The sequence below is a fragment of the Pseudomonas sp. Z3-6 genome (assembly GCF_051131985.1).
GTDB lineage: Bacteria > Pseudomonadota > Gammaproteobacteria > Pseudomonadales > Pseudomonadaceae > Aquipseudomonas > Aquipseudomonas zanjanensis.
Genome location: NZ_CP071644.1, coordinates 662467 through 685705 on the forward strand (window position 1 = coordinate 662467; position 23239 = coordinate 685705).

At 61.2% G+C, this 23239-nt stretch carries 18 protein-coding genes and 1 tRNA gene; 6 read left to right on the plus strand and 13 right to left on the minus strand.

All coding sequences use genetic code 11. The annotated features are described in order from the left end of the window. Window positions 1–70 precede the first annotated feature (70 nt). From J3P88_RS02960 to J3P88_RS02970, 3 genes are all read left to right on the plus strand, one after another. Window positions 71–1867 carry an acyl-CoA dehydrogenase C-terminal domain-containing protein gene (locus tag J3P88_RS02960; protein ID WP_434573931.1) on the plus strand — a complete coding sequence of 599 codons (1797 nt, stop codon included), beginning with the start codon at window positions 71–73 and terminating at the stop codon, window positions 1865–1867. Window positions 1868–2138: 271 nt separating this feature from the next. Continuing rightward, window positions 2139–3917: an acyl-CoA dehydrogenase C-terminal domain-containing protein gene (locus J3P88_RS02965; protein WP_434573933.1), complete on the plus strand. Its 1779-nt coding sequence runs from the start codon at window positions 2139–2141 to the stop codon at window positions 3915–3917. A 346-nt stretch (window positions 3918–4263) separates the two neighbouring features. Next, a complete protein-coding gene (locus tag J3P88_RS02970; RefSeq protein ID WP_041022294.1) occupies window positions 4264–4422 on the plus strand; it encodes a YqaE/Pmp3 family membrane protein in 159 nt (52 codons plus the stop codon). 129 nt (window positions 4423–4551) lie between these two features. Here the strand turns inward: J3P88_RS02970 and J3P88_RS02975 are convergent, their stop codons facing one another. From J3P88_RS02975 to J3P88_RS03015, 9 genes are all read right to left on the minus strand, one after another. Next, window positions 4552–6381, minus strand: a complete 1830-nt coding sequence (locus J3P88_RS02975) for an alpha/beta hydrolase family protein (protein WP_434573935.1) — start codon at window positions 6379–6381, stop codon at window positions 4552–4554. After that, window positions 6347–7477 carry a pyrroloquinoline quinone biosynthesis protein PqqE gene (gene pqqE, locus J3P88_RS02980; protein WP_434573937.1) on the minus strand — a complete coding sequence of 377 codons (1131 nt, stop codon included), beginning with the start codon at window positions 7475–7477 and terminating at the stop codon, window positions 6347–6349. The genes J3P88_RS02975 and pqqE overlap by 35 nt, the downstream gene beginning before the upstream one ends. Next, on the minus strand, window positions 7470–7745 hold the full coding sequence (pqqD, locus tag J3P88_RS02985) for a pyrroloquinoline quinone biosynthesis peptide chaperone PqqD (protein ID WP_434573939.1): 276 nt from the start codon (window positions 7743–7745) through the stop codon (window positions 7470–7472). Before pqqD ends, pqqE begins: the two co-directional genes overlap by 8 nt. Beyond that, window positions 7742–8494, minus strand: coding sequence for a pyrroloquinoline-quinone synthase PqqC (gene pqqC / locus J3P88_RS02990; protein ID WP_434573941.1), 753 nt, complete (start codon window positions 8492–8494; stop codon window positions 7742–7744). The genes pqqD and pqqC overlap by 4 nt, the downstream gene beginning before the upstream one ends. A 214-nt stretch (window positions 8495–8708) precedes the next feature. After that, window positions 8709–9620, minus strand: coding sequence for a pyrroloquinoline quinone biosynthesis protein PqqB (gene pqqB, locus J3P88_RS02995; protein ID WP_434573943.1), 912 nt, complete (start codon window positions 9618–9620; stop codon window positions 8709–8711). 80 nt (window positions 9621–9700) lie between these two features. Then, window positions 9701–9775, minus strand: coding sequence for a pyrroloquinoline quinone precursor peptide PqqA (gene pqqA, locus J3P88_RS03000; protein WP_003177660.1), 75 nt, complete (start codon window positions 9773–9775; stop codon window positions 9701–9703). A gap of 170 nt (window positions 9776–9945) precedes the next feature. After that, window positions 9946–12378 carry a pyrroloquinoline quinone biosynthesis protein PqqF gene (pqqF, locus tag J3P88_RS03005; RefSeq protein ID WP_434573945.1) on the minus strand — a complete coding sequence of 811 codons (2433 nt, stop codon included), beginning with the start codon at window positions 12376–12378 and terminating at the stop codon, window positions 9946–9948. A gap of 62 nt (window positions 12379–12440) precedes the next feature. After that, entirely contained in the window at window positions 12441–13235 is a 795-nt protein-coding gene (locus J3P88_RS03010; RefSeq protein WP_411385795.1) for a carbon-nitrogen hydrolase family protein, read from the minus strand. A gap of 12 nt (window positions 13236–13247) precedes the next feature. After that, entirely contained in the window at window positions 13248–14930 is a 1683-nt protein-coding gene (locus J3P88_RS03015; RefSeq protein ID WP_434573947.1) for a flavin monoamine oxidase family protein, read from the minus strand. A 276-nt stretch (window positions 14931–15206) separates the two neighbouring features. On the opposite strand from J3P88_RS03015, the gene J3P88_RS03020 reads away from it, so the two are divergent. Continuing rightward, on the plus strand, window positions 15207–15572 hold the full coding sequence (locus J3P88_RS03020) for a type II toxin-antitoxin system RelE/ParE family toxin (RefSeq protein WP_186706952.1): 366 nt from the start codon (window positions 15207–15209) through the stop codon (window positions 15570–15572). Next, the gene (locus J3P88_RS03025; RefSeq protein WP_186706953.1) at window positions 15565–15879 is read left to right on the plus strand and encodes an XRE family transcriptional regulator; all 315 of its coding nucleotides are present in this window, start codon (window positions 15565–15567) and stop codon (window positions 15877–15879) included. Before J3P88_RS03020 ends, J3P88_RS03025 begins: the two co-directional genes overlap by 8 nt. Window positions 15880–15938: 59 nt before the next feature. On the opposite strand, the gene J3P88_RS03030 is transcribed toward J3P88_RS03025, so the two are convergent. Beyond that, window positions 15939–16400 (minus strand): Lrp/AsnC family transcriptional regulator, encoded by a 462-nt coding sequence (locus J3P88_RS03030; RefSeq protein ID WP_018607342.1) that lies wholly within the window; start codon window positions 16398–16400, stop codon window positions 15939–15941. Between the two features lie 36 nt (window positions 16401–16436). After that, complete coding sequence (locus J3P88_RS03035) at window positions 16437–18725, minus strand: hypothetical protein (protein ID WP_434573950.1); 2289 nt, start codon at window positions 18723–18725, stop codon at window positions 16437–16439. Between the two features lie 287 nt (window positions 18726–19012). On the opposite strand from J3P88_RS03035, the gene J3P88_RS03040 reads away from it, so the two are divergent. Further along, window positions 19013–19264, plus strand: coding sequence for a helix-turn-helix transcriptional regulator (locus J3P88_RS03040; protein ID WP_434573952.1), 252 nt, complete (start codon window positions 19013–19015; stop codon window positions 19262–19264). A gap of 77 nt (window positions 19265–19341) precedes the next feature. Here the strand turns inward: J3P88_RS03040 and J3P88_RS03045 are convergent. Next, a tRNA-Ile gene (locus J3P88_RS03045) sits at window positions 19342–19418 on the minus strand. 15 nt (window positions 19419–19433) lie between these two features. Then, window positions 19434–23177 carry a bifunctional diguanylate cyclase/phosphodiesterase gene (locus J3P88_RS03050; RefSeq protein ID WP_186706957.1) on the minus strand — a complete coding sequence of 1248 codons (3744 nt, stop codon included), beginning with the start codon at window positions 23175–23177 and terminating at the stop codon, window positions 19434–19436. Window positions 23178–23239: the final 62 nt, after the last annotated feature.

Sequence of the window (23239 nt, forward strand, 5' to 3'; positions counted from 1 at the left end):
TCTGGACTGTGATTGTGGGCCTGGGTGGCCGGCAGTAGGTTGGAACGATCTGCTACCGGAGAAAACCACCATGCCCGAGTACAAAGCCCCCCTGCGCGACATGCGCTTCTTGATCGACCACGTCTTCGATTTCCATGGCCGCTATGCCGAACTGGGTGCCAGCGATGCCAGCCCGGACATGGTCAGCGCCATTATCGAGGAGGGCGCTCGGTTCTGTGAGAACGTGCTGGCGCCCCTCAATCGCCCGGGTGACGAAGAGGGCTGCCATTTCGACAATGGCGTGGTGACTACGCCTACAGGCTTCAGGCAAGCCTTCGCACAGTACGTGGAAGGCGGCTGGCATGGCCTGGCGGCGGACCCTGCTTACGGTGGCCAGGGCTTGCCCAGTTCCCTGGGGTTGGTCATCAGCGAAATGATCGGATCGAGCAACACCTCTTGGGGCATGTATCCCGGCCTGACCCACGGCGCCATGTCGGCCATCCACGCCCACGGCACCGAGGAACAGAAGCAGACCTATCTCAGCAAACTCACCGCCGGCCAGTGGACCGGCACCATGTGCCTGACTGAAGCCCACTGTGGCACCGACCTCGGCATTATCAAGACCCGCGCGGTGCCCCAGGCGGACGGCAGCTACGCGGTGTCCGGCAGCAAGATCTTCATCAGCGCCGGCGAGCACGACATGAGCGACAACATCATTCATCTGGTGCTCGCCAAGCTGCCCGATGCTCCGGCCGGGACCAAGGGCATCTCGCTGTTCATCGTGCCAAAGTTCCTGCCGGACGCCACGGGTGAGGCCGGGAAGCGCAACGGCGTTTCCTGCGGATCGATCGAGCACAAAATGGGCATCAAGGCCTCGGCTACCTGCGTGCTGAATTTCGACGGGGCCAAGGGTTTCCTGATCGGCGAGGCGAACAAAGGCCTTAATTGCATGTTCACCATGATGAACCACGCCCGCCTCGGCACCGGCATGCAGGGCCTTTGCCTGGGGGAGGCGAGCTTCCAGGGGGCGATCAAATACGCCAACGACCGTTTGCAAATGCGCGCGCTGACCGGCCCCAAGGCGCCGGAAAAAGTCGCCGACCCGATCATCGTCCATCCCGATGTGCGCAGGATGTTGCTGACCATGAAGGCCTTCAACGAAGGCAACCGGGCGCTGACCTATTTCACCGCGCAACTGCTCGACACCGCGCACCTGAGCCCGGACGAAACCGCTCGCCAGGAGGCCGAGGACCTGCTGGCGTTCCTCACCCCGATCTGCAAGGCCTTCATGACCGACACCGGGCTGGAGGTCACCAACCACGGCATGCAGGTTTTTGGCGGACACGGTTTTATCCGCGAGTGGGGCATGGAGCAGCTTGTGCGCGATTGTCGGATCGCGCCGATCTACGAAGGCACCAATGGCATCCAGGCCTTGGACCTGCTGGGGCGCAAGGTGTTGGGCAGCCAGGGCAAGTTACTGCGTGGCTTCACTAAAATTGTCCATAAATTCTGCACAGCCAACGCCGGGCATCCGCAGCTCAACGCCTATATTGCGCAATTGGACGGGCTCAACCGGGAATGGGGCGAACTGACCACCCAGGTTGGCATGGCTGCCATGAAGAACCCGGATGAAGTGGGCGCCGCCTCAGTGGACTACCTGATGTACAGCGGCTACATCATCCTGGCCTACCTGTGGTTGCGCATGGCCCTGGTGGCCCAGGCGCAACTCGACGGTGGCACTGGAGACAGCGATTTTTGCCAGGGCAAACTGGCGACGTGCGAGTTTTACTTCAAGCGCCTGTTGCCGCGCACGACCGCCCATCGGGCCGCCATCGAGGCGGGGAGTGATTGCCTGATGCAATTGCCTGCGGAGTTGTTTGCACTCTGATGGGCTGAAACATTTCTCTGTGGCGAGGGAGCTTGCTCCCGCTGGGCTGCGCAGCGGACCCTCTTTGTGAGCGCTACGCACTGGAGCGCCAGCCCGGTCAAGCGGGAGCAAGCTCCCTCGCCACGATAAATTACTCGAACTTCTGTGATGACTAAAAATAACAAAACGGTCATGGGTTGACCCTATGTGTCGCAAAAGTTGTTGAGGTACACTCAGGTCACTGCGAAAACCGTCTTTTACGAACAATTGTTTAGATCCTGCGAGGTTTGCCATGGCTGACTACAAAGCGCCCCTGCGCGATATGCGCTTCGTCCTCAATGAAGTGTTCGAGGTCGCGAAACTCTGGGCCCAATTGCCGGTGCTGGCCGACACCGTGGACGCTGAAACGGTCGAAGCGATCCTGGAAGAAGCCGGCAAAGTCACCAGCAAAAGCATCGCGCCTCTCAGTCGCTCCGCTGACGAAGAAGGCTGCCACTGGGCGGACGGCGCCGTCACCACGCCGGCAGGTTTCCCACAGGCCTACAAGACGTATGCTGAAGGCGGTTGGGTCGGTGTCGGCGGCGATCCGGTGTACGGCGGCATGGGCATGCCCAAGGCCGTTTCGGCCCAGGTCGAGGAAATGGTCAACTCCGCGAGCCTGTCCTTCGGCCTGTACCCGATGCTGACCGCCGGCGCTTGCCTATCGATCAATGCCCATGCCAGCGAAGAGCTGAAGGCGACGTACCTGCCGAACATGTACGCCGGCGTCTGGGCCGGCTCCATGTGCCTGACCGAGCCCCATGCAGGCACGGACCTGGGGATCATCCGCACCAAGGCCGAGCCCCAGGCCGACGGTTCCTACAAGGTCAGTGGCACGAAGATTTTCATCACCGGTGGCGAGCACGACCTCACCGAGAACATCATTCACCTGGTACTGGCGAAGCTCCCGGACGCGCCGGCAGGCCCCAAGGGCATTTCGCTGTTCCTGGTGCCCAAGTTCATGGTCAATGCCGACGGCAGCCTGGGCGCGCGCAACGCGGCCAACTGCGGCTCGATCGAACACAAGATGGGCATCCAGGCGTCCGCCACCTGCGTGATGAACTTCGATGAAGCCGTGGGCTATCTGGTGGGCGAGCCGAACAAAGGCCTGGCGGCGATGTTCACCATGATGAACTACGAGCGCCTCGGGGTTGGCATCCAGGGCTTGGCCACCGGTGAGCGCTCCTACCAGAACGCCGTCGAATACGCCCGCGACCGCCTGCAAAGCCGCTCGCCCACCGGTGCGCAGAACAAGGACAAGGTCGCTGATCCGATCATCGTCCATCCCGACGTGCGCCGGATGCTGTTGACCATGAAAGCCTCGAACGAGGGTGGCCGGGCGTTTTCCACCTACGTGGCGATGCAACTGGACACGGCCAAGTTCAGCGAAGACCCGGTCACCCGCAAGCGCGCCGAAGACTTGGTGGCGTTGCTGACTCCGGTGGCCAAGGCGTTCCTGACCGACCTGGGCCTGGAAACCACCGTCCATGGTCAACAAGTATTCGGCGGCCATGGCTACATCCGCGAATGGGGCCAGGAACAACTGGTGCGTGACGTGCGCATCACCCAGATCTACGAAGGCACCAACGGTATCCAGGCGCTGGACCTGGTGGGGCGCAAGATCGTCGGCAGCGGCGGTGCGTTCTATCGCCTGTTCGCCGATGAGATTCGCCATTTCACCGCCACTGCGAGCGGCGACTTGGAAGAGTTCATCAAGCCGTTGAACGGCGCGGTCGACACGCTGGATGAGTTGACCGACTGGCTGCTGGACCGGGCGAGGAGCAACCCGAACGAAATTGGCGCAGCGTCGGTGGAATATCTCCAGGCGTTCGGCTACACCGCGTATGCCTACATGTGGGCGCTGATGGCCCGGGCTGCCTCGGGCAAGGAAAACCAGGATGATTTCTACGCGAGCAAACTCGGAACGGCACGGTTCTATTTCGCTCGCCTGTTGCCGCGTATCCACTCCTTGAGCGCTTCGGTAAAGGCGGGCAGCGAGTCGCTGTTCCTGCTGGAAGCCAGCCAGTTCTGAAACGATGACATTGTGTAAGTATTTGCTTACACAACGTGCCGGTGTTTTCCCTCTATCGGCGAATTGGATCCAGGGCTAACCTAGCTTCCATGGACGTAGCGCAGGACGCGCAAAAGTAACAACACGGACACGTAGGATTCTGCCAGGACGGCGGAGTGAAATGGATGTCAGGGAAACAGTCTGCAAAGCCCCGCTTCGGCGGGGTTTTCTTTTGCCTGCGTTTTTTATTCCTGCAGACGTCTAACCCTTGGGGCTGCTGCAGCGTGCGTCCCACTGAACCCTGACGAGCGGTCTGGGGTCAATGAGCTATATGGCAATTTGGCCATCGTCGATCAGGGAGTCATCCATGGATTTAATTCGCATTATTATCGCCATCCTGCTGCCGCCACTGGGAGTGTTCCTGCAAGTCGGTTTTGGCGGGGCGTTCTGGCTGAATATCCTGCTGACGCTGCTGGGTTACATTCCTGGCATCGTGCACGCGGTGTACATCATCGCCAAGCGCTGAAGTTTCTGTTGTTAGATCTGTGGCGAGGGAGCTTGCTCCCGCTGGGTCGCGCAGCGGCCCCAAGCTTTTGCGATTGCTGCGCAATCGAGCGGGAGCAAGCTCCCTCGCCACAAGTGGTGTTCCCACTGCCTACAGATCGCTATCCATCACCTTGCGATAGAACAACCACTCATGCTCCAGGGCATGGGCCTGGTTCGTCGCCTTGCGAAAACCGTGGCGTTCATCTGGATAGTAGTGGGCCTCGACCGCCACGCCGTTGGCCTGTAAAGCGCTGACCATGTCGCGGGTTTGCTGCGGTACCACCACGGCGTCCAACTCACCTTGGAAAAAGATCACCGGCACGCGGATGTTCTCGGCGTGCAACAGCGGAGTGCGGGCGCGATAGCGTTCGACGTCCTGTTGCGGGTCGCCGATCAGCCAGTCCAGGTAATCACCTTCGAACTTGTGCGTGGCCCGGCCGAGGGCGACAGGATCGCTCACGCCATAGAGGCTGGCACCGGCGCGGAATACATCTTGGAACGCCAAGGCGCAGAGGGTCGTGTAGCCACCGGCACTGCCACCACGAATGAACGCGTGACGGCTGTCAATCAGGCCTTGTTCATCCAGATAGGCGACCACCGCGCAGGCGTCCTCGACATCCACCACGCCCCAATTCAAATGCAGCGCCTGCCGATAGGCCCGGCCATAACCGCTGCTGCCGCGGTAATTGAGATCGGCAACGGCAAAGCCGCGCTGTGTCCAATACTGAATACGCGGATCGAACAGGGGATAACAGGCCGAGGTAGGACCGCCGTGAATGAACACCACCAAGGGCGGCTTCGCTTGTGCATTCATGGCCGGGTAAAAGAACCCGTGGGCTTCACCTGACCCGGATGGATAGCGCAGGGTTCGCGGACGACTGATCTGTTCGATGGACAATGGCGTGACGCCGCCGGCCAGCACCACTCCTTCATGACGCTGCCGCTCGATGGCAATGACTGCCGATGGATGAGTCGGCGAGGCGGCAATGGCGTAGATGAACCGCTCATCCAGCGCCAGGCTGCGAAAGCGGCTGTAGGTGTCGGTGAAGTCCTCGTTGGCATCGTCACGGCGACACAGGCCCAGGCGTCCGAAACCTGCTTCGGTCCAACTCGCCAGGTAGGTGTGTTCGTCCAGCGGCAGCCAGGTACAGCCACCCAGTTGCCACGGCGCTGGGGCATGATCGGCTGCGGCGGCGGGCAGGGGTTCTAAGCCCTGGGCCGATTCCATCCAGGGCTGCCAGTAACCGCCGCGATCAGTCAGGCAATAAAGGCGACTGGCCGCGTCGAAGCGCGGTTGTTGGATGGATTCTTCCTCACCGTTGCCGGCCACACAGCGCGGCTCACTCCAGCCCGAAGCAGTGCGCTCGGCCAACATCAACCGCGTCGCTGTCCAGGGCTGATGCGGACGGCTCCATTCAATCCAGGCGAGCCGCTGGCCGTCCGGGCTCAGGGTAGGCGAAGCGTAGAAATCGGCGCCTTCGGCCAACAGATGCCGTTGATGATCCGCCAACCCGATCGACACCAGGCGATGCTGGTTGGCCTGTTCTTCCACCGCCAACACCTGGCCGTCGGCGAAGCCAAGGTCCCCATAGCGGCACTCACCGAAGGTCAGCGCCACGGGCTGTTCGTCACTCAGCGATTGATGGTACAGCTGTTGGTCGGCCTCGTTGACGAACAGCACGCCATCATGGCTCAGGCAGAACGACCCGCCGCCGTATTCATAGACCCGACTGCGGGCGCTGAATCCGTCCGGCGTCAGGCAGCGGGCCTCGGCGTCTTGCCAATGCCAGATCCGGCAGGCGCCGTCCGCGGGGCGGTATTCATTCCAGAACAAGCCCAAGGGCCCGACTTGCAGTTTGGCGAAGTCGGTGCCGGCGGCAACGGCCTGGGCGGCGCTGAAAGGCTCAGCCTTTAGCGATGAGGCGCGAGTTTCGTTCATTGCGAAAGGCCAACTGTTCAATGGTTTGTGTGGCGTGCTCGGCATCTTCACGCGCTTTAAGGATCACCCCGTGATGTTCGGACTTGCTGCACACCGGGTCGGCGTTGCTGGCATCGCCCGTGAGCATGAACGCCTGGCAGCGGCAGCCGCCAAAGTCCTTTTCCTTCTCATCGCACGAGCGACACGGTTCGGGCATCCAGTCATAACCGCGGAAGCGGTTGAAGCCGAACGAGTCGTACCAAATGTGCTGCATGCTGTGGTCGCGCACATTCGGGAACTGCACCGGCATCTGCCGGGCGCCGTGACACGGCAATGCCGTGCCGTCCGGCGTGACGGTCAGGAAAATGCTGCCCCAGCCGTTCATGCAACCCTTGGGGCGTTCCTCATAGTAGTCCGGTGTGACAAAGATAAGCTTGCACGGGTTGCCTTCGGCTTCCAGCTTGGCGCGGTATTCATTGGTGATGCGCTCGGCCCGCACCAGTTGCTCCCGGGTGGGCAGCAGGCCGACGCGGTTGAGCTGCGCCCAGCCATAGAACTGGCAGGTGGCGAGCTCGACGAAGTCAGCTTCGAGGGCGATGCACAGCTCGATGATGCGGTCTATCTTGTCGATGTTGTGCCGATGGGTCACGAAGTTCAGCACCATCGGATAACCGTGGGCTTTCACCGCGCGGGCCATTTCCAGTTTTTGCGCGAAGGCTTTCTTCGAGCCGGCCAGGAGGTTGTTCACCTGCTCGTCGCTGGCCTGGAAACTGATCTGGATGTGATCCAGACCGGCTTTCTTGAAGTCGCTGATCTTCTGTTCGGTCAAGCCGATGCCGGAGGTAATCAGGTTGGTGTAGAAACCCAGCCTGCGCGCCTCGCCAATCAGCTCCGCCAAGTCCTGGCGCACCAGCGGCTCCCCACCGGAAAAACCCAACTGCGCGGCGCCCATCTCCCGGGCTTCGCGAAACACCTTGAACCACTGCTCGGTGCTCAGTTCCTTGCCTTGCTCGGCGAAGTCCAGCGGGTTGGAGCAGTATGGGCATTGCAGCGGGCAGCGATAGGTCAGCTCGGCCAGCAGCCACAGCGGCAGGCCGACGGCGGGCTTCTCAGGCAAGGGTGATCCAGTGCTCTGCACGGGCGACCTCCATGAATTGCTCGATGTCGTCACCGAGCTCTGGCACACCGGGAAATTGTTTATCCAGCTCAGCGATGATCGCCGCCACATCGCGTTCACCATCGATCAGGCCGCCGATCAGCGCCGCGCTGTCGTTCAGCTTGATCATGCCTTCAGGATAGAGCAGCACGTGGCCTTTCTGGGCCGGTTCGTACTGGAAGCGATAGCCGGGGCGCCAGCGCGGGGTTTGGCTGCGGTCGAAGCTCATAAGGTAATTCCTTTGTGCCAGACCCGTTGGTCGGTCACGGTGTGATAGGGCGGGCGGTTCAATTCGTAGGCCATGGTCATGGCGTCGAGCATGCTCCAGAGGATGTCCAGTTTGAACTGGAGAATCTCCAGCATGCGTTCTTGCCCTGCGCGGGTGGTGTAGTGCTGCAAGGTGATCGCCAGGCCATGCTCCACATCACGCCGGGCCTGGCCCAGGCGAGTGCGGAAATATTCGTAGCCGGTCGGGTCGATCCACCGGTAATGCTGCGGCCAGCTGTCCAGGCGCGACTGGTGGATCTGCGGGGCGAACAGTTCAGTCAACGAACTGCTGGCGGCTTCCTGCCAACTGGCCCGGCGGGCGAAGTTGACGTAGGCGTCCACCGCGAAGCGCACGCCCGGCAGCACCAATTCCTGGGAGCGCAGTTGATCGGGGTCCAGCCCCACCGCCTGGCCCAACCGCAGCCAGGCTTCAATGCCGCCGTCTTCGCCGGGCGCGCCGTCATGGTCGAGCAGGCGCTGGATCCACTCGCGGCGGATCTCCCGGTCCGGGCAGTTGGCCAGGATCGCGGCATCCTTGAGCGGGATATTCACCTGGTAATAAAAGCGATTCGCGACCCAACCCTGGATCTGCTCGCGAGTGGCACGGCCTTCATACATCGCCACGTGATAGGGGTGATGGATGTGGTAATACGCGCCTTTGGCACGCAGGGCGGCTTCGAACTCGGCGGGGGACAGGGGGGTGTCAGTCATTTCGGTTCTCCGGGGAATAACCGCTGGCGGTTGGGGTGCCTGTTCTGGCCTTTTCGCGAGCAAGCCCGCTCCCACATTGGTTTTGCGGTGCATGAAATATCAAGTCTTACTCGGTCTCTGTGGGAGCGGGCTTGCTCGCGAATGCGTCCTGTCAGCCAGCAATAATGTTGGCTGACACAACTGCAACCCCACGTCCACCATCGTCCCACCCTTTCTACAACTCAATACTCATTCCGTCGTAAGCCACTTCAATCTTTCGACGTACAAGCTCAGCCCGCTCGGGCGAGTCTTCGTCGAGGATCGGGTTGGTGTTGTTGATATGGATAAGGACCTTGCGCTGCTCGGGCAGTTGCTCCAGCACTTCCAGCATGCCGCCGGGGCCGTTTTGAGCCAGGTGGCCCATTTCCCGACCGGTGCGGGTGCCGACGCCACGGCGTTGCATTTCATCGTCGTCCCACATCGTGCCGTCCACCAGCAGGCAGTCGCTGCCGGCCATGATCTCCAGCAACGACTCGTCGACCTTGCCCAGCCCCGGCGCATAGAACAGCTTGCCGCCGGTGCGCAGGTCTTCGACGATCAGTCCGATGTTGTCGCCCGGGTGCGGGTCGAAGCGATGGGGCGAATAGGGCGGCGCTGCGCTGCGCAGGGGCAGCGGGGTAAAGCGCAGGTTCGGGCAGGCGGCGATGGTGAAGCTCTGGTCGAGTTCGATACGGTTCCAGCTCAACCCGCCGTTCCAGTGGGTGAGCATGTTGAACAGCGGGAAGCCGGTGCTCAAGTCTTCATGGACCATGTCGGTGCACCAGACTTGATGCGGGCAACCTTCACGCAGGCTGAGCAGGCCGGTGGTGTGGTCGATCTGGCTGTCCATCAGGATGATCGCGCCAATGCCCGTGTCGCGCAGGGCCCGGCCCGGCTGCATCGGGGCAAACGCCTGGAGCTGGGCGCGAATGTCCGGGGAGGCGTTGCACAGCACCCAGTTCACCCCGTCATCGGACAGGGCGATGGACGACTGGGTACGCGCCTGGGCCCGCAAGTTGCCGTTGCGAAAACCTGCGCAATTGGCGCAGTTGCAGTTCCACTGGGGGAAACCGCCACCGGCGGCGGAACCTAGAATCTGGACGAACATGGCTGCTCCATCTGCAAACCGAAATAAAAACGCCTCGGCTGGCCGAGGCGTAGTGCTGCGTGCTTGAGCGCCTGCAGCAATCAGCGGCTGGCGAAGTACATGGTGACTTCGAAACCGATACGCAGGTCGATATATGCGGGTTTGGACCAGGACATGGGAATACTCCTTTGGTTGGGGGAATCAGGTTCGATGGAACGATGGAAACCTATACATATAGTCCACCTCCGTTCGGAGATGTTCAGATGCTTAGGCGGCTATGTTACTAAATCTGACAAATTCGTTCGCCGCGATTCTCAAAGAAAGCTCATTACAGCGGCTGCAATGATCATTGCGCCGCTTGCCAACGCTCTGTCGGGCAGGCGCCATTGCTCAGGCAATACCATCCCCCATCAGCATCGACCAAACCCTGGGCGGCGGCTCGTAGTTGTGGGCGATCCAGTTGCAGGATGGCATCGGCCAGTCGCTCAAGATAATCCGACGGGCGGCCAGCCAACTTGCCCTGCCAGAGCAGTTCGGCGGCCTGGGCGCGGGGCAGGGCATCCATTTGGAGTTGAGCGGCGAGCGCCTGTTGCTGATCGGTCAGGGACGCATCATCGAGCTGCTGGATCAGCGCCGGGATCCCGGCCAGGAATGTCTCGATGTGGGCGATCAGTTGCGCCGCCGAGACGCTGGGAGACTGGACGCCGAACAGCAACCCGGTTTGCCCATCGACCTGCTTCAAGCCGCTGAACACGGCATAACCCAACTGCAGCTCCACCCGCAGGCGCTGATAGAACGGTGTCTGGCACAGCTGCGCCAGCAACCGCCAGGCGGCCTCGTCGGCCAGCGCCAGCGTGGCGGTCGGGCAAAACAGCAACACGGCCGCTTCTTCACCGTGGGTCTGGAGCGTATGCCAGATGCGTTGCCCGCGCGGCGCCATCGCCAAGCTGATGTCCTCGCTGGCGATGCCTGGCACCCGGGCCAGCACCGGGCCCAGCGCGCCTTGAGTGGCGGTCGACAGACCGATGGACAGTCCATCCCAGCGGGCCGTTGTCCACACGCTTTGGTCGCTGTCGGGCATGGGCAACGCTGGCGATTGCCGGCAATGATTCGGCAGCGCTTTGAGCAGGTGTCGAATGGGTATCGGTGTGGGCTCGTGGGCGGCCTGAGCCATGGGCAGCGGCTGTGAAAGCTTCGCCAGGACGTGTTCGAGCACCAGCGGCATCGGGGCCTGCAAGCCGACCAGTTTCAGCAGCCATTGATTCCCTGAAGGTTCGAAACTGACGTCCACGCCGGCCTGGCGAGCATCCTCACGCACCTCCTCCAGATGCCGGTCGAGCCGGGATTGAAGATCCAGCGGTGGCTGAGTCGTCAGTTGCCAGCGCAGGTACACCGCGCCTTCACGACCGTTGTCGGGCAGCGCCTGGCTGAACTGCATGGGCGAGCGTTCCCGCCGGCCTCGGGAGCGGTCCTGGGCGAAGGTGCGCAAGCCACGGTGGGCGCTGGTCTGGCCGCGTATCAGCCCGGCGCGAGGCGCTTCGCTTGGCGTTTGCAGGAACGGGTTGGACGCGGGCAGTTGCCATTGTCCCGTGACGTTATCGACAGGGTGCAGTTGCTTGAGGATTTCCCTGAGTCTCACGAGGTCGTGTGCCCACAGCGGCCCGTCACGACCTTCACAATCCCAGCGGGCCAACTGCAACGCCGACCCTGTTTCCTGCCGACGCTGCAACAGCGCGGTGAACTCCTCGCGCAACGGCGCCCAGTCATCCTGGGCGGCAAAGAAACCCAACCAGTCGTGCAGCAACGGCTGGATCTGCGCCGCTGTCTGGGCGTTGGCGTGCTTGAATTCGATGTGCAGCAGCGCCTGCCCGGCAAACTCATACAGCGCGGTGGCCTTGAGACTGTCAGCCAAGTGGCGTTGACGCAACAGGGCGAGCAGGCCGCCCGGTTTGCTGGAGTTCAGCCACGTACAGAGAAAGTCCAAGGCTTGGGGCGAGGCGCTGGGCAAATCTTCGAAGGCGAACAGCAGATCAAGGCAACCCTCGCGGGCCTGTTGATAACTCGTCTGGGACGATGCCATCAGCTGTGGCGGTGCCGGCCTGGCAAGCGCTTCGCCGGCAGGTATGTGGCTGTCGAACTGTTCAGCCAGCGCTTTCAAAACGTCGATACTTTGCGGGCCGGCCAGGCTCAGGCTCATCTGGCCGCTCTGGTAGAAGCTGCGGTAGAAGTCATGCAATGCGCATTGGAATTCGGCGTGCTCCACCGCGAGGCTGTCGCGATTACCCGCATGAAAACCCCGCAACGGATGGATCGTCGACAGGCCGTCCTGCAAGGCAATCTGTCGCTGGGCTGCAGCATCCCGGGACCAGGCGATGTACTCGGCGTGTAGCACTTCCCGTTCACGCAACTGATCGGCCTCATCCAGGCGTGGGTGAGCGAGCATGTCCCCCAGCCGTTCCAGTCCGTCGGCGAAGGTGGCGGGTGGCAATTCGAAGAAGAAATCCGTGGTGCGTTCGCTGGTGCGCGCATTGACCTGGCCGCCATGGCGCTGCACGTAGGCCATCAGGTTCTCCCCAGCGGGAAAACGCTCGGTGCCAAGGAAGAACAGATGCTCGAGCAAGTGCGCCAATCCCGGCCAGGCCAGGGGCGCGTCATGGCTGCCAGCCGCGACTCGCAATACTGCAGCGCTGCGCTTGAGGCCTGGGACGTGACGCAATGTCACCCGCAAGCCGTTGGCCAGGGTTTCAGTGTGGGGGCGGAGGGAGTCGGGGGCCGGCATGAGCGCTTCCAGAACAAAGATGCGCTCATGCTAGCGGATTAGGCCGCGTTCTCAATCCTCAATCAGTGTTTGTGCAGGTCGTCGTAAAGCTCGGGGCGGCGATCATGCAGGTAGTTGTAGGCCGCTCGGGAATCGTCCATCAGTTGTCGATCCAGCTCTGCGACGATCAACGCCTCGTCCAACCCCGCAAGCGCCGGTCGGCTGCCATTCGGTGCGGCGATGCTGCTTTGGCCGCAATACAGCAGTTCACCTTCGTGGCCGCAGTAGTTGGCGTAGGCCACGAAACACTGGTTTTCGATGGCGCGGGCACGGACGGTGATGTCCGCGATGAACTCGTAGGGTTGCATATTGGCGGTCGGCACCAGGATCAGCTCGGCGCCGGCCAGGGCCAGGCGGCGGGCGTTCTCCGGGAACTCCAGGTCGTAGCAGATCAGCAGGCCGAGCTTCCAGCCGTTGAGCTCGACGATAGGCAGCGCTGAGTCGCCGGCGCTGAACATGGCGTGATCGAGGTCACCGAACAGGTGGCTCTTGCGGTAGTTGGCCAGGCGCTCGCCCTGAGCGTCGATCAACTGCACGGCGTTGTAGATCTGCCCGTCTTCGCTGCGTTCGGGGTAGCCATAGACGATCGCCAGGCCGGCCGCCTTGGCAATGCGGCCGATCTGTTGCGCCCACTCGCCGTTGTAGACCTCGGCCAATACATTCACCGCGTCGACGCCGATGTTGTAGCCGGTCATGAACATCTCCGGCAGCACCAGCACATCGGCGCCCCTGGCCTCCAGCGCCACCTGGTGCAGGCGTTGCAGGTTGCCGGCTGGATCCAGTGGCAGCGGTGGGCATTGGTAGAGGGCTACACGCATCAAAAACTCCTTTTATTCGGGCAGGGCGATCGGACCGATCTCGTGGAACACATCACCTGGACCCGGGTTCTCGGCGTGAGTTTCTCCGCCGAAGTGCTTCATGATTCCCCACACGGCATTGAGTGAGGTTTGTACCGCGCCTTCGACCCAGGCAGGTGTCCATGAGACGTCATCGCCGGCGATAAAGATCCCGCGTTGTTCGGTCGGCATGTCGTCCTGCATGAAATGCGCGTACATGCGCTGGTTGTAGCGATAGTGGCCGGGCAAGGCGCCCTTGAAGGCGCCGAGGAAATGCGGATCCGCTTCCCAGGACACGGTGATCGGATCGCCAATGATGCGTGCGGCGATGTCCACCTTGGGGTAGATCTTCTTCAGGGCATCGAGGGCCAGCTTCACGCGTTTTTCCACCGGATGCGGAAGCATTTTCAGCGCATCGCTCATCCAGGAATACGACAGGCAAATCACGCCGGGCTTGTCGTCGCCGTTGTCGAACAGATAGGTGCCACGGGTCAGGCGGTCGGTCAGGGTCATGCTCATCAGGTCGCGGCCGGTCTCCGGGTCCTTGTCCTTCCAGAACGGCCGGTCGACCATCACGAATGTCTTGGACGATTGCATGTAGCGGGTGCGGTCCAGGGCCATCCACATCTTTTGCGAGAACAGCGCTTCTTCACATTCGATCTGGGTGGTCAGTAGCCAGCTCTGGCAGGTGACCAGCACGGCGGCGTACTCGCGGGTGTTTTCCCAGACGTCCGTCACGCTGAACCGGCCATCGGCCGCACGGGCAATGCGCTTCACGCCGCTGCGGGGGGCGCCCAGGTGCAGCGAATTCAGGCTGGTTCCTTCGGGCCAGTGCGCACAGCGTTCCGGCACGTGGTTCCAGATGCCGTGAGGTACCTGTTCGACGCCACCGACCACCAGATGCTGGTGGTCGTCGCAGTTGGTCATCACGACGCGGAAGATTTCCAGCATCGAATTGGGGAAATCAGAATCCCAACCGCCCGTGCCGAAACCGACCTGGCCGAACACTTCGCGGTGCTGGAACGAGAGCTTGGCGAACGCCTTGGAGGTGGCGACGAAGTCGTAGAAGGTGCGGTCGTCCCAGAGGGGCACCAAGGTGTTCCACAGCTCCTTGAGGCGTGGCACGTCGCGGTCGCGGATCGCCTGCTGGATGTCGCCGAAGCGCGAGCCATCCTCAAGCGCATCGGCCCAGGCGTCGGCGACTTCCTGGAACAGTGCGGGAAGGTCCGCCAGTTTCTGGGCGTAATAGGTCTGGCCTTCCAGGTCGATAACCGTACTGCCGGACGCCGGGGTCAGCGGGTTGGGAAACGGTTTGGTCTCCAGCCCCAGTTTGTCGACGTAGTGGTAGAACGCGGTGGACGACACCGGAAAACGCATGCCGCCCAGCTCGGCGATTACCCCTTCAGCGCCGTTGAACGCCTGTGAGCGCAGGCGCCCACCCATCTTCGACGCCTCGTAGACCACGGGCTTGAGTCCCAGCTTCATCAGCTCGTACGCCGCCACCAGACCGGCGATCCCAGCACCGACAATCGCCACTTCCGTACCCTGGTGGTGCGCGGGAATGCTGCCCAGGCCGGCCGGATGTTCGATCCAGTCGTCAAAGGCGAAAGGAAAGTCCGGCCCGAAAATGGTGATGGGCTTCTTACCGTCTGCTGGGTGGCGATTGTTCTTGTTCATGGCTGACCTTGATGGACGACTCGACGCGGCTTCGCGTCTGAGTATAGGAAAGATGCCAGCCATTCTAGGGAGGGTGGAACACGTTAATAAGACACAATATGTCGTCGTTTTGAATATGTTCCAGTCATTTTGACCAATTGTTCAGTCTTAATGACGAAGCCAGCCTCCCACAGAAACTCTCCCTAACAATTACTTGCGCAATCAACGGGAGCAGATACCCGCCGTTACTTCTATGGTTATTCCCTTGAGGTTATATAACCCAGGTGGCATATTTGTATGAAATGGGACGTTGAATACACGGATGAATTTGAGATGTGGTGGAACTGTCTCCGTGCGTCAGAGCAAGACTCGGTACAGGCTTCGGTAATGCTGCTCGGCGACACCGGGCCTTATCTGGGCTTTCCTCACACCAGTGATATCAAAGGTTCGCGTCATGGCAACCTTCGTGAATTACGAGTGCAACACGCAGGTAGGCCTTATCGTGTGCTCTATGCGTTTGATCCGCGCCGCTGCGCCATCCTCCTGATCGGGGGAGACAAAACTGGCCGGGACCGCTGGTATCAGGAATATGTGCCCTTGGCCGAACGCCTCTATGACGAGCATTTGGAAGTATTGAAGAGAGAGGGCTGTGACAATGGCTAAGAAATTTTCCGACTTGATGGCGCGTCGTGCGCCTGACTCCCAGGCGCGTGCACAAGCTCTGTATCAGAAGTTGCGTGCAGAGATGCCATTGCACGAGTTGCGCCAAGCGCAGGAGTTGAGCCAGGAGGCCTTGGCCAAGTCGCTGCATATCAACCAGGCGGCGGTCTCGAAAATGGAGCGCCGTACGGATATGTACATCAGCACGTTGCGAAATTACATCCGTGCCATGGGAGGCGAATTGGAGATTATCGCGACCTTTCCGGAGGGGCAGGTCAGAATCGAAAACTTTGCCTATCAAGCACCATAACTGACGATTTCCCCTATGGGAGCGAGCTTGCTCGCTCCCACGGGTTAAGTTGCGCAGGGCTAGACGGGCTGGCCCCGATCGATCTTGCTGCTGAGGATGATCGAGGTGGTGGTTTTCTCCACGCCATCCACGCTGCCAATCTGGTCCAGCAGTTGATCCAGCTGTTCTGGAGAGTCGGTGCGCAGCCAGGCGACGTAATCGAACTCACCGCTGACCGCGCACAACTGTTGGACCTGGGCCATGGCGCTCAGGCGTCGCAGCACGTCCTTGCCGGAGCGCGGTTGTACCTTGATGCCGACGTAAGCCTGCAAGCCTCCGTCAATCACCCGTTGGCCCAGGCGCACGCCATAGCCGGTAATCACCTTGGTCTTTTCCAGGCGCGCCAGCCGCGACGTCACGGTCGTGCGGGCGATGCCCAGTTGCCGAGCCAGCATCGCGACGCTTTCCCGGGCGTTGATTTGCAGCGCCGCGATCAGTTGCCGGTCGATTTCGTCGAGGACGGGGGGGCGGGTATCAGTCAAGGTGGGCTCCGGCGCAGGCATTCGATGGCGAGCATGTTACAGGCTCTCACGTGCGAAATAGCCAATGGCAGGCAAAGCCAGTGCGCGCCAGACGGGGGCCTGGTACACCTGTGAAACCCTGAACCAGAAACCGTCCTGGCAAACCAACTGTTCAGCGGGCAACTGCAACAGAGCATCCAGGGAGAACGCCTGCACTGAACCAGGGTCCTCATCGTCTTCGGCTGCCCAATCGCGCTCAAAGCAACGTACATGCAGTTGCTCGTCGAAGCGTTCAAACAGCGGCCGGTTGCCCAGCCATTGTGGGTGCACCCGCAACGTGTGCTGCTGGACGTCCAGAAGTAATAATTGCCAGCCCCGGTAGCTGCCACACAGTTCTGCCGCATCGGTCGCCATGCAAGTCAGGGCGAGGTAACGGGCATCCGTCGACCAGATCATCGAGGGCGCCAAGTCGACCAACGCGCAGCCAGAGGCTGTCAGCAGATGGCCTCCGAGCCGGGGCGTCTGGGCACGCACCCAACTGTCGGCATATTCCGTTTCGCTGCCAAACAACCAGGCGGCATCCCGATGGTCAGGCGCGGGCAGGATGAAGTCGCCGTCGGCGTTGGCCACTTGCGGACAATCCACCAGGCGCCAGGGGGCGATGCTGTGCAATTGTGAGCCCGTCACCTGCAGCTCCACGGTGTTGTAGAACAGCCGGGAGCGTTCGTCGGGATGAAAGAATGCCGGATCACCGCCAATCGGCGGCGCAGGAATGTTGAAGCGTTGTAGCGCGCTGCTGTCCAGATCCTGGTCAAGACGACCGGCAACCACCGCCAGGCTCAGCCGGCCATCACGAAAATCGAGGATGCGCTGCACCCACATCGGCGGTCCTACCAGCAGGCGTCGATCCTTCACGTCGGCAACCACCCCATGGGTGGTTACGGTCGTTGACTGTTCGAAGGGCAGCAGTGCCAGGTAACGTCCGCAGCCAGAGACGCGGTGATCCAGCAGCCAACTTCCCGGCAAGTGCCAGCCACCGATCTGGCAGCGATAGCCTCCCAGCCCGTCGGAATTATCGACAAGCCAGGTCAACCGCGCGCGTACTCCGTCCTGCATCGGTTGCGTTTCAATGAATGAATCGCCGCGCTGGCCTTGGCTGTCCAACGGCATCGCGATGGTCATGAGGGTCAGCATAAATTCGCCAACCTGCACGCGCCCTTGGGCGTCGTGACCGGCCTGGGTCTCGGTATCGCCGTGGATGCTGTCCAGGCGATAGCCATACCGGCCGGAGCCCGGTCGCGCATAGTCGAGGTACGAGCCGATAAACACGTGGTTGGTGTCGAGGCCCAGCAATTCATGCCAGTAGAAGGATGGTTCCGCTTCCCGCCTCACCCAGGGCGAAGGCAAGGCCCGCCAACCGTTGTCGAGCTGCCACAACCAATACTGGTCGCCATCTGCTTGGGGATCTTGCGCCTGAGCCAGGCACACCAGGGCGCGATGATCGCTGCTCCAGATCAACGGCGCATCGGCCGCCATCCGCAGGCCGGAGGGTTGCCCGTTGATGCTGATGGTATAGCGCGGGGAAATCAGCGGTTCCAGCGGCTGGGCCAGGTTGCGAAAGGTCGCGGGCAAGGCGATGTCGCCCCGCAGGCAGTGCTGGCCATCGGTGGAGTGCCGTTCAAAGGTCTGTTGAACCTGTTCGGGATGCCAATCGGATTCCAGCCACAGGTCAGCGAAGGGTAGCAGGTGCGTAACACTGGCCGTCTGGAATAGCTCAGGCAACCGAACTTCGCGAACGCTGTCGTTCACCAGTGGGCTATGGCGCCCGCTCAAAACGCCGAGGTCAAAAGCGTCCAGCTCCCAGAGCTCGCTGTCGGCGCAGCGATACACCTGACGCTGCTGGCGGTCGAGAATCAGCAGGCCCCAGTTCTGCCTGGACGGTATTGTCGCGGCGAAGTAGCGCCCGTCGCGGGAGAACAGGGCCGAGGAACCCAAGCCGAGAAGGAGGGCACCATCGGGGAACATATAGTCGCAATAGGTGGGGCCGCCCATGGCGATCTCACTGTGGTTGAAGACCCGGATCGGCTCGCCTTCAGGGGTCAGCAATGGCTCATTTCCACCCCAGGCACTCGGCCCTTTGCTGGAAACGGGTGCCAACCCAAGGCGCCGCTCCCAGCTACTGACGCAGGCGAGCCCGACGATGATGCCGACAATCGCCACCAAAATGCCCCACCACTCAGGCAACGCCCGACCCAGGCTGAAACCCAGGCCAAACACCGCGCCGACCGTCAGCCGGGCAATGCCCCGGCCCATCGCCAAAAAGCCCAGGCGAGCGGCAAGGCCCATTAGCAGTCCGAGGCAGACTACCGCCAGCAAGGCCAATGGGGGCGGCAGTATTGTGACGAAAAAGGCTGGTACCAGGAGGATGCCGAGTTGCCAGAACAGTTCAAGAAACAGGCGGGGGAGGCTGGGGCTGGCGATGATGGGCGTCTCGGTGAGGGGAGGGATTTTTATTGTAATGGAGTGAAAGAGGCTAACGGGGAGAACTGCTCCCCTGTGGGACACAGCGGTTTTGATTTTTTTACAAGTTAGGTATACGTTACATCTCAATTGGTTTGTTGCGTATACAGAACATGGACTATGCCCTTATCACAACGCGTCTTGGCCAACAGGTCCGGCAGCGCCGCCTGAATCGCGGTCTGACCCAAGCCGATCTCGCTACTTTGGCGGGTATCACCCGGCAGAAGGTCATCGCCATTGAAAAGGGTGACCTGTCGGTGGGCATGCTCGCCTACGCGCGAATCCTGGGAGCTCTGGATTGTGAGTTCGCCGTGGTGCCGGCTGCAATGCCCACGCTTGACGAAATCCAGGGAGTGTTCGACTGATGACGACCTTACACCTTCGGATAGGGCGTTATCACTTTCTGAAAACTCAAAAGCCGCGCAATGCGCGGCTTTTAATTTGGTGGGCCCACACGGACTCGAACCGTGGACCAAAGGATTATGAGTCCTCTGCTCTAACCAACTGAGCTATAGGCCCTCAGTAGGCCGCGGATTATAGCGACGGTTTCTCGGCTGTGCTATCCGAAAAATCCGATACGGACACACATAGAAACGTTGCGGCGAACTCCTCGGCGCACAGGGGCAGGCTGACGATGTAGCCCTGGATCTGTTCGCAACCCTCTTCGGTCAGGAATTGCTGCTGGGCCAGGGTTTCGACGCCCTCGGCGATGATGGTGAATTGCATGCTGCGGCCCAGGGCGATGATTGCCCGCACGATGGCCACATCGTGGGGATCATCGGGCAGGCCGCGGACGAAGGACTGGTCGATCTTGAGGATGTCTAGCGGCAGGCGCTTGAGATAACTCAGGGAGGAATAGCCCGTGCCGAAGTCGTCGATGGCCAGTTGCACGCCAAGCTTTTTCAGCTGGTGCAGCACCGTCAGGGCCTCTTCGGCCTGGCTCATGATGAAGTTTTCGGTAATTTCCAGTTGCAATAGGTCGGGCTTGAGTTGGTGTTCGCGCAGCAGTTGTTCGATACGCCCCAGCAAGTTGGGTTGACGCAGTTGGGCACCGGCCAGGTTGACCGACAGTGGGCCGAGGCTTTCGTAGGTGCTGTTCCATTCGCACAGCTGCCGGCAGGCACGTTCCAGAACCCAATCGCCAATTTGCAGGATCATGCCGTTTTCTTCCGCCAGCGGGATGAAGTGTTCGGGCGGAACGTCGCCAAATGTCGGGTGATTCCAGCGAATCAGTGCCTCAGCGCCTACCAATCGATTGTCGACGAGGCTGATTTTCGGTTGGAAGGACAGTGACAGCTCGTTGCGTTCAATCGCCCGGCGCAGCTCGTGTTCCAAGGCCACGCGCTCGCTGGCCTGGGCGGTGAGGTCGCGGGTGTATTTCTCCACCCGGTTGCGCCCCTTGGCCTTGGAGCGGTACATCGCCGCGTCGGCATTCTTGACCAGCGTGGCGACGTCGCAGCCATCCTGCGGGTAGAGGCTGGTGCCGATGCTGGCGCTGATGAAGAACTCGTGTTCGCCGGCCTGGAACGGTGCGGTAAAGCAGTTCAACAGTTTCTGGGCGATGTGCTCGGCATCGCTGGGCTGTTGCAGGCCCGGCAGCAGGATAATGAACTCGTCGCCGCCCAGGCGCGCCACGGTGTCGATGTCACGCAACTGCTCGCGCAAGCGCACGGCGATGCCCTTGAGCAGCAGGTCGCCGACCGGGTGTCCGAGGCTGTCATTGATGTGCTTGAAGCGGTCCAGGTCCAGGAACAGCACGGCACCCTGGCCGCCGTTTTCCTGTTGGCTGTTGAGGGCCGCCAACAAGCGGCTTTCGAACAGTGTGCGATTGGGTAGGCCCGTCAGCGGGTCGTGGTGAGCCTGGTAATCGAGCCGGGCCTGGGCGTGTTTGAGGCTGGAGATATCGGCGAAGACGGCGACGAAATGGGTGATCTGTCGGTCCCGATTGCGCACCGCGCTGATGGTCAGCCAACTGGGGTACAGCTCGCCGTTCTTGCGTCGGTTGGAGATTTCTCCCTGCCAGTGCCCCTCCGCTGTCAACTGGTGCCACATCGCCGCGTAAAACGCGCTGTCATGCAGGCCGGAAGCCAACAGCCGGGGTGTGTGGCCCAGGGCTTCGGTTTCGCTGTAGCCGGTGATTTCGGTGAACGCCCGGTTCACGGCGCTGATGTGTTGTTGGGTATCGGTGATCAGCACGCCTTCGGCAGTGCTTTCGAACACGGTGGCGGCCTGTTGCAGTTTTTCCTGCATCAGGTGACGTTCGGTAATGTCCCGGGCGATGGTCAGCATGCAATCTTCGTTGCCGATGGGCAGCGGGCGGCTGGACACTTCGCAGAGCCGTATCTGCCCGTCGTTGCGACGGATATGGCAGCTGAAATCCCTGACGAAGCCGTCCCGTTTCAGCAGGTCGAGCATCTGCTTGCGCTCGTTGAGATTGACCCAGATGCCCAGGTCCAGGGTAGAGCGGTCGACCGACAGGGCGCTGTTGAAGCCGGTAATGCGGCTGAATCCTTCGTTGACTTCAATCAGCAAGCCATCGCTTTGCCGGGACAGCAGCAATCCATCGGGCGAGGCGTGGAATGCCTTGGCGAACTTCTCTTCGGATGTCTGCAGTTGTTGCTGGGTTTCCTTGAGCTGGCTGATGTCTCGCACCACCACGACCAGGGCGGGCGTCGTGTCGAGGTCGAAGGGCTCGGCGGAGATCAGCCCGGTGAACACCTGGCCATTGCTGCGGCGAAAGGGCATTTCCAGGTTGCGGATGCTGCCAGCCTGCAAACGCTGCAACAGGCCCGGCCCCACACCCTGGATGCCCCAGATATCCAGTGCGGTTGCGCTGCGCCCTATCACGTCTGCGGCACTCAAGCCGATCTGCTCTTCGAAGGCCTTGTTGACCTCCAGCAGGCAACCGTCAAACAGCCGTGCAATCACCAGGATATCCGGGCACTGGCGGAACACCGAGGCAAATTTCTGCTCCGAAAGACGTAGGGCTTCCTCGGTACGCTTGGCTTCACTGATATCGATCATCAACCCGCGCATCAGCGGTTCGTGCCCGTGTTCGATCAGGCTGACAATATCGCGTACCCACAGACAGCGGCCATCGGCGGTGATCACCCGGTAATCGATGCAGTGGTCGCGCCCCGCCAATACTTCTTGATCACAGTAGCTCTGGGCACGGATCAGGTCGGCCGGATGAATGATGTTGCGCCAGAAACCTGGGACCAGCCAATGGGAGAGGGGATAGCCCAACAGGTCTTCGGCGTGGGGCGATACGTAGCTGTAGGTGAAATCGCTGACCCTTGCCTCCCAGGCAATGGCCGACAGGCTCTCCACCAGCCCACGGTAATGGTATTCGCTGCTGCGCAGCTCCTGCTCAAGCTCGACCCGTCGGGCGATCTCCGAACTGAGCCGGCGGTTGATGCGAATCACCACCGCCAATATGCCGACCAGGAGCAGCAGCGCCGGCAGGCCATACAGCAGCAAGTCCGACCAGAGCTGGCGGTAGTCATGCACATTGCCGACCCATTTTTGCTGGATCTCGGCGACCTCGGCCGGGCTCATGTCCGCGATGACCTTATCCAGGATACTGACCAATATCTTGTTGTCTTGAGGGACGGCCATTGCTAGCTGATAGCGATAGGGCGTTTCACCGCTGACATAAAGGCCTTCGAGCTTGAGTTGGCGCAGGCTCCAGACACTGGAAGCCAGATCGCCCACTACCGCATCCACTTCGTCGGTCGCCAGTGCTTGCAGGGCTGAGCTGACGTTGGGCAGTGCCACCAGGTTCAGGTCGGGATGATGGTTGCGTAGCAATTCATGGGGGGCATAGTTCTCCACCACGGCGATCTTCAGCCCGTACAGTTCCTTGAGGTTGTGAGGCCGGGCGCCACCGTGATGAGCCAGGATGACAATGGGGAAGTCCAGGTAGGGGCGGGTAAATGCCAGGTAATTCTGGCGCTCCGGGGTGGACATGATGCCTGGCAAAAGATCGATCTTGCCTTGTGCGACTTGCTCCAGCACGGCCGTCCAGCTGACCGGCTCGATCGGGGTGACCTTGACGGCCAATCGTTCACGGATGATCTCGATGTAATCGGCGGCCAGGCCCTGGTAACGGCCTTGATCGTCGCGGAACTCAAACGGCGGCCAGGAGGCGTCGACACCCAGGCGCAGGTCGGGGTGGTCCTTGAGCCAGCGGAGCTCCTCGTCGGTGAGCGTCAACGCGCCAGCTGTTGCGGTCCAGGTCATCAATGACAGCAAAAGCGCGGCCGTCAGTCTGGGCATCACTGTCTCGTCATGGCTTGGTGAGGATGAGTCGAGTGTAGACGGGCAACAGGGTGGTGAGG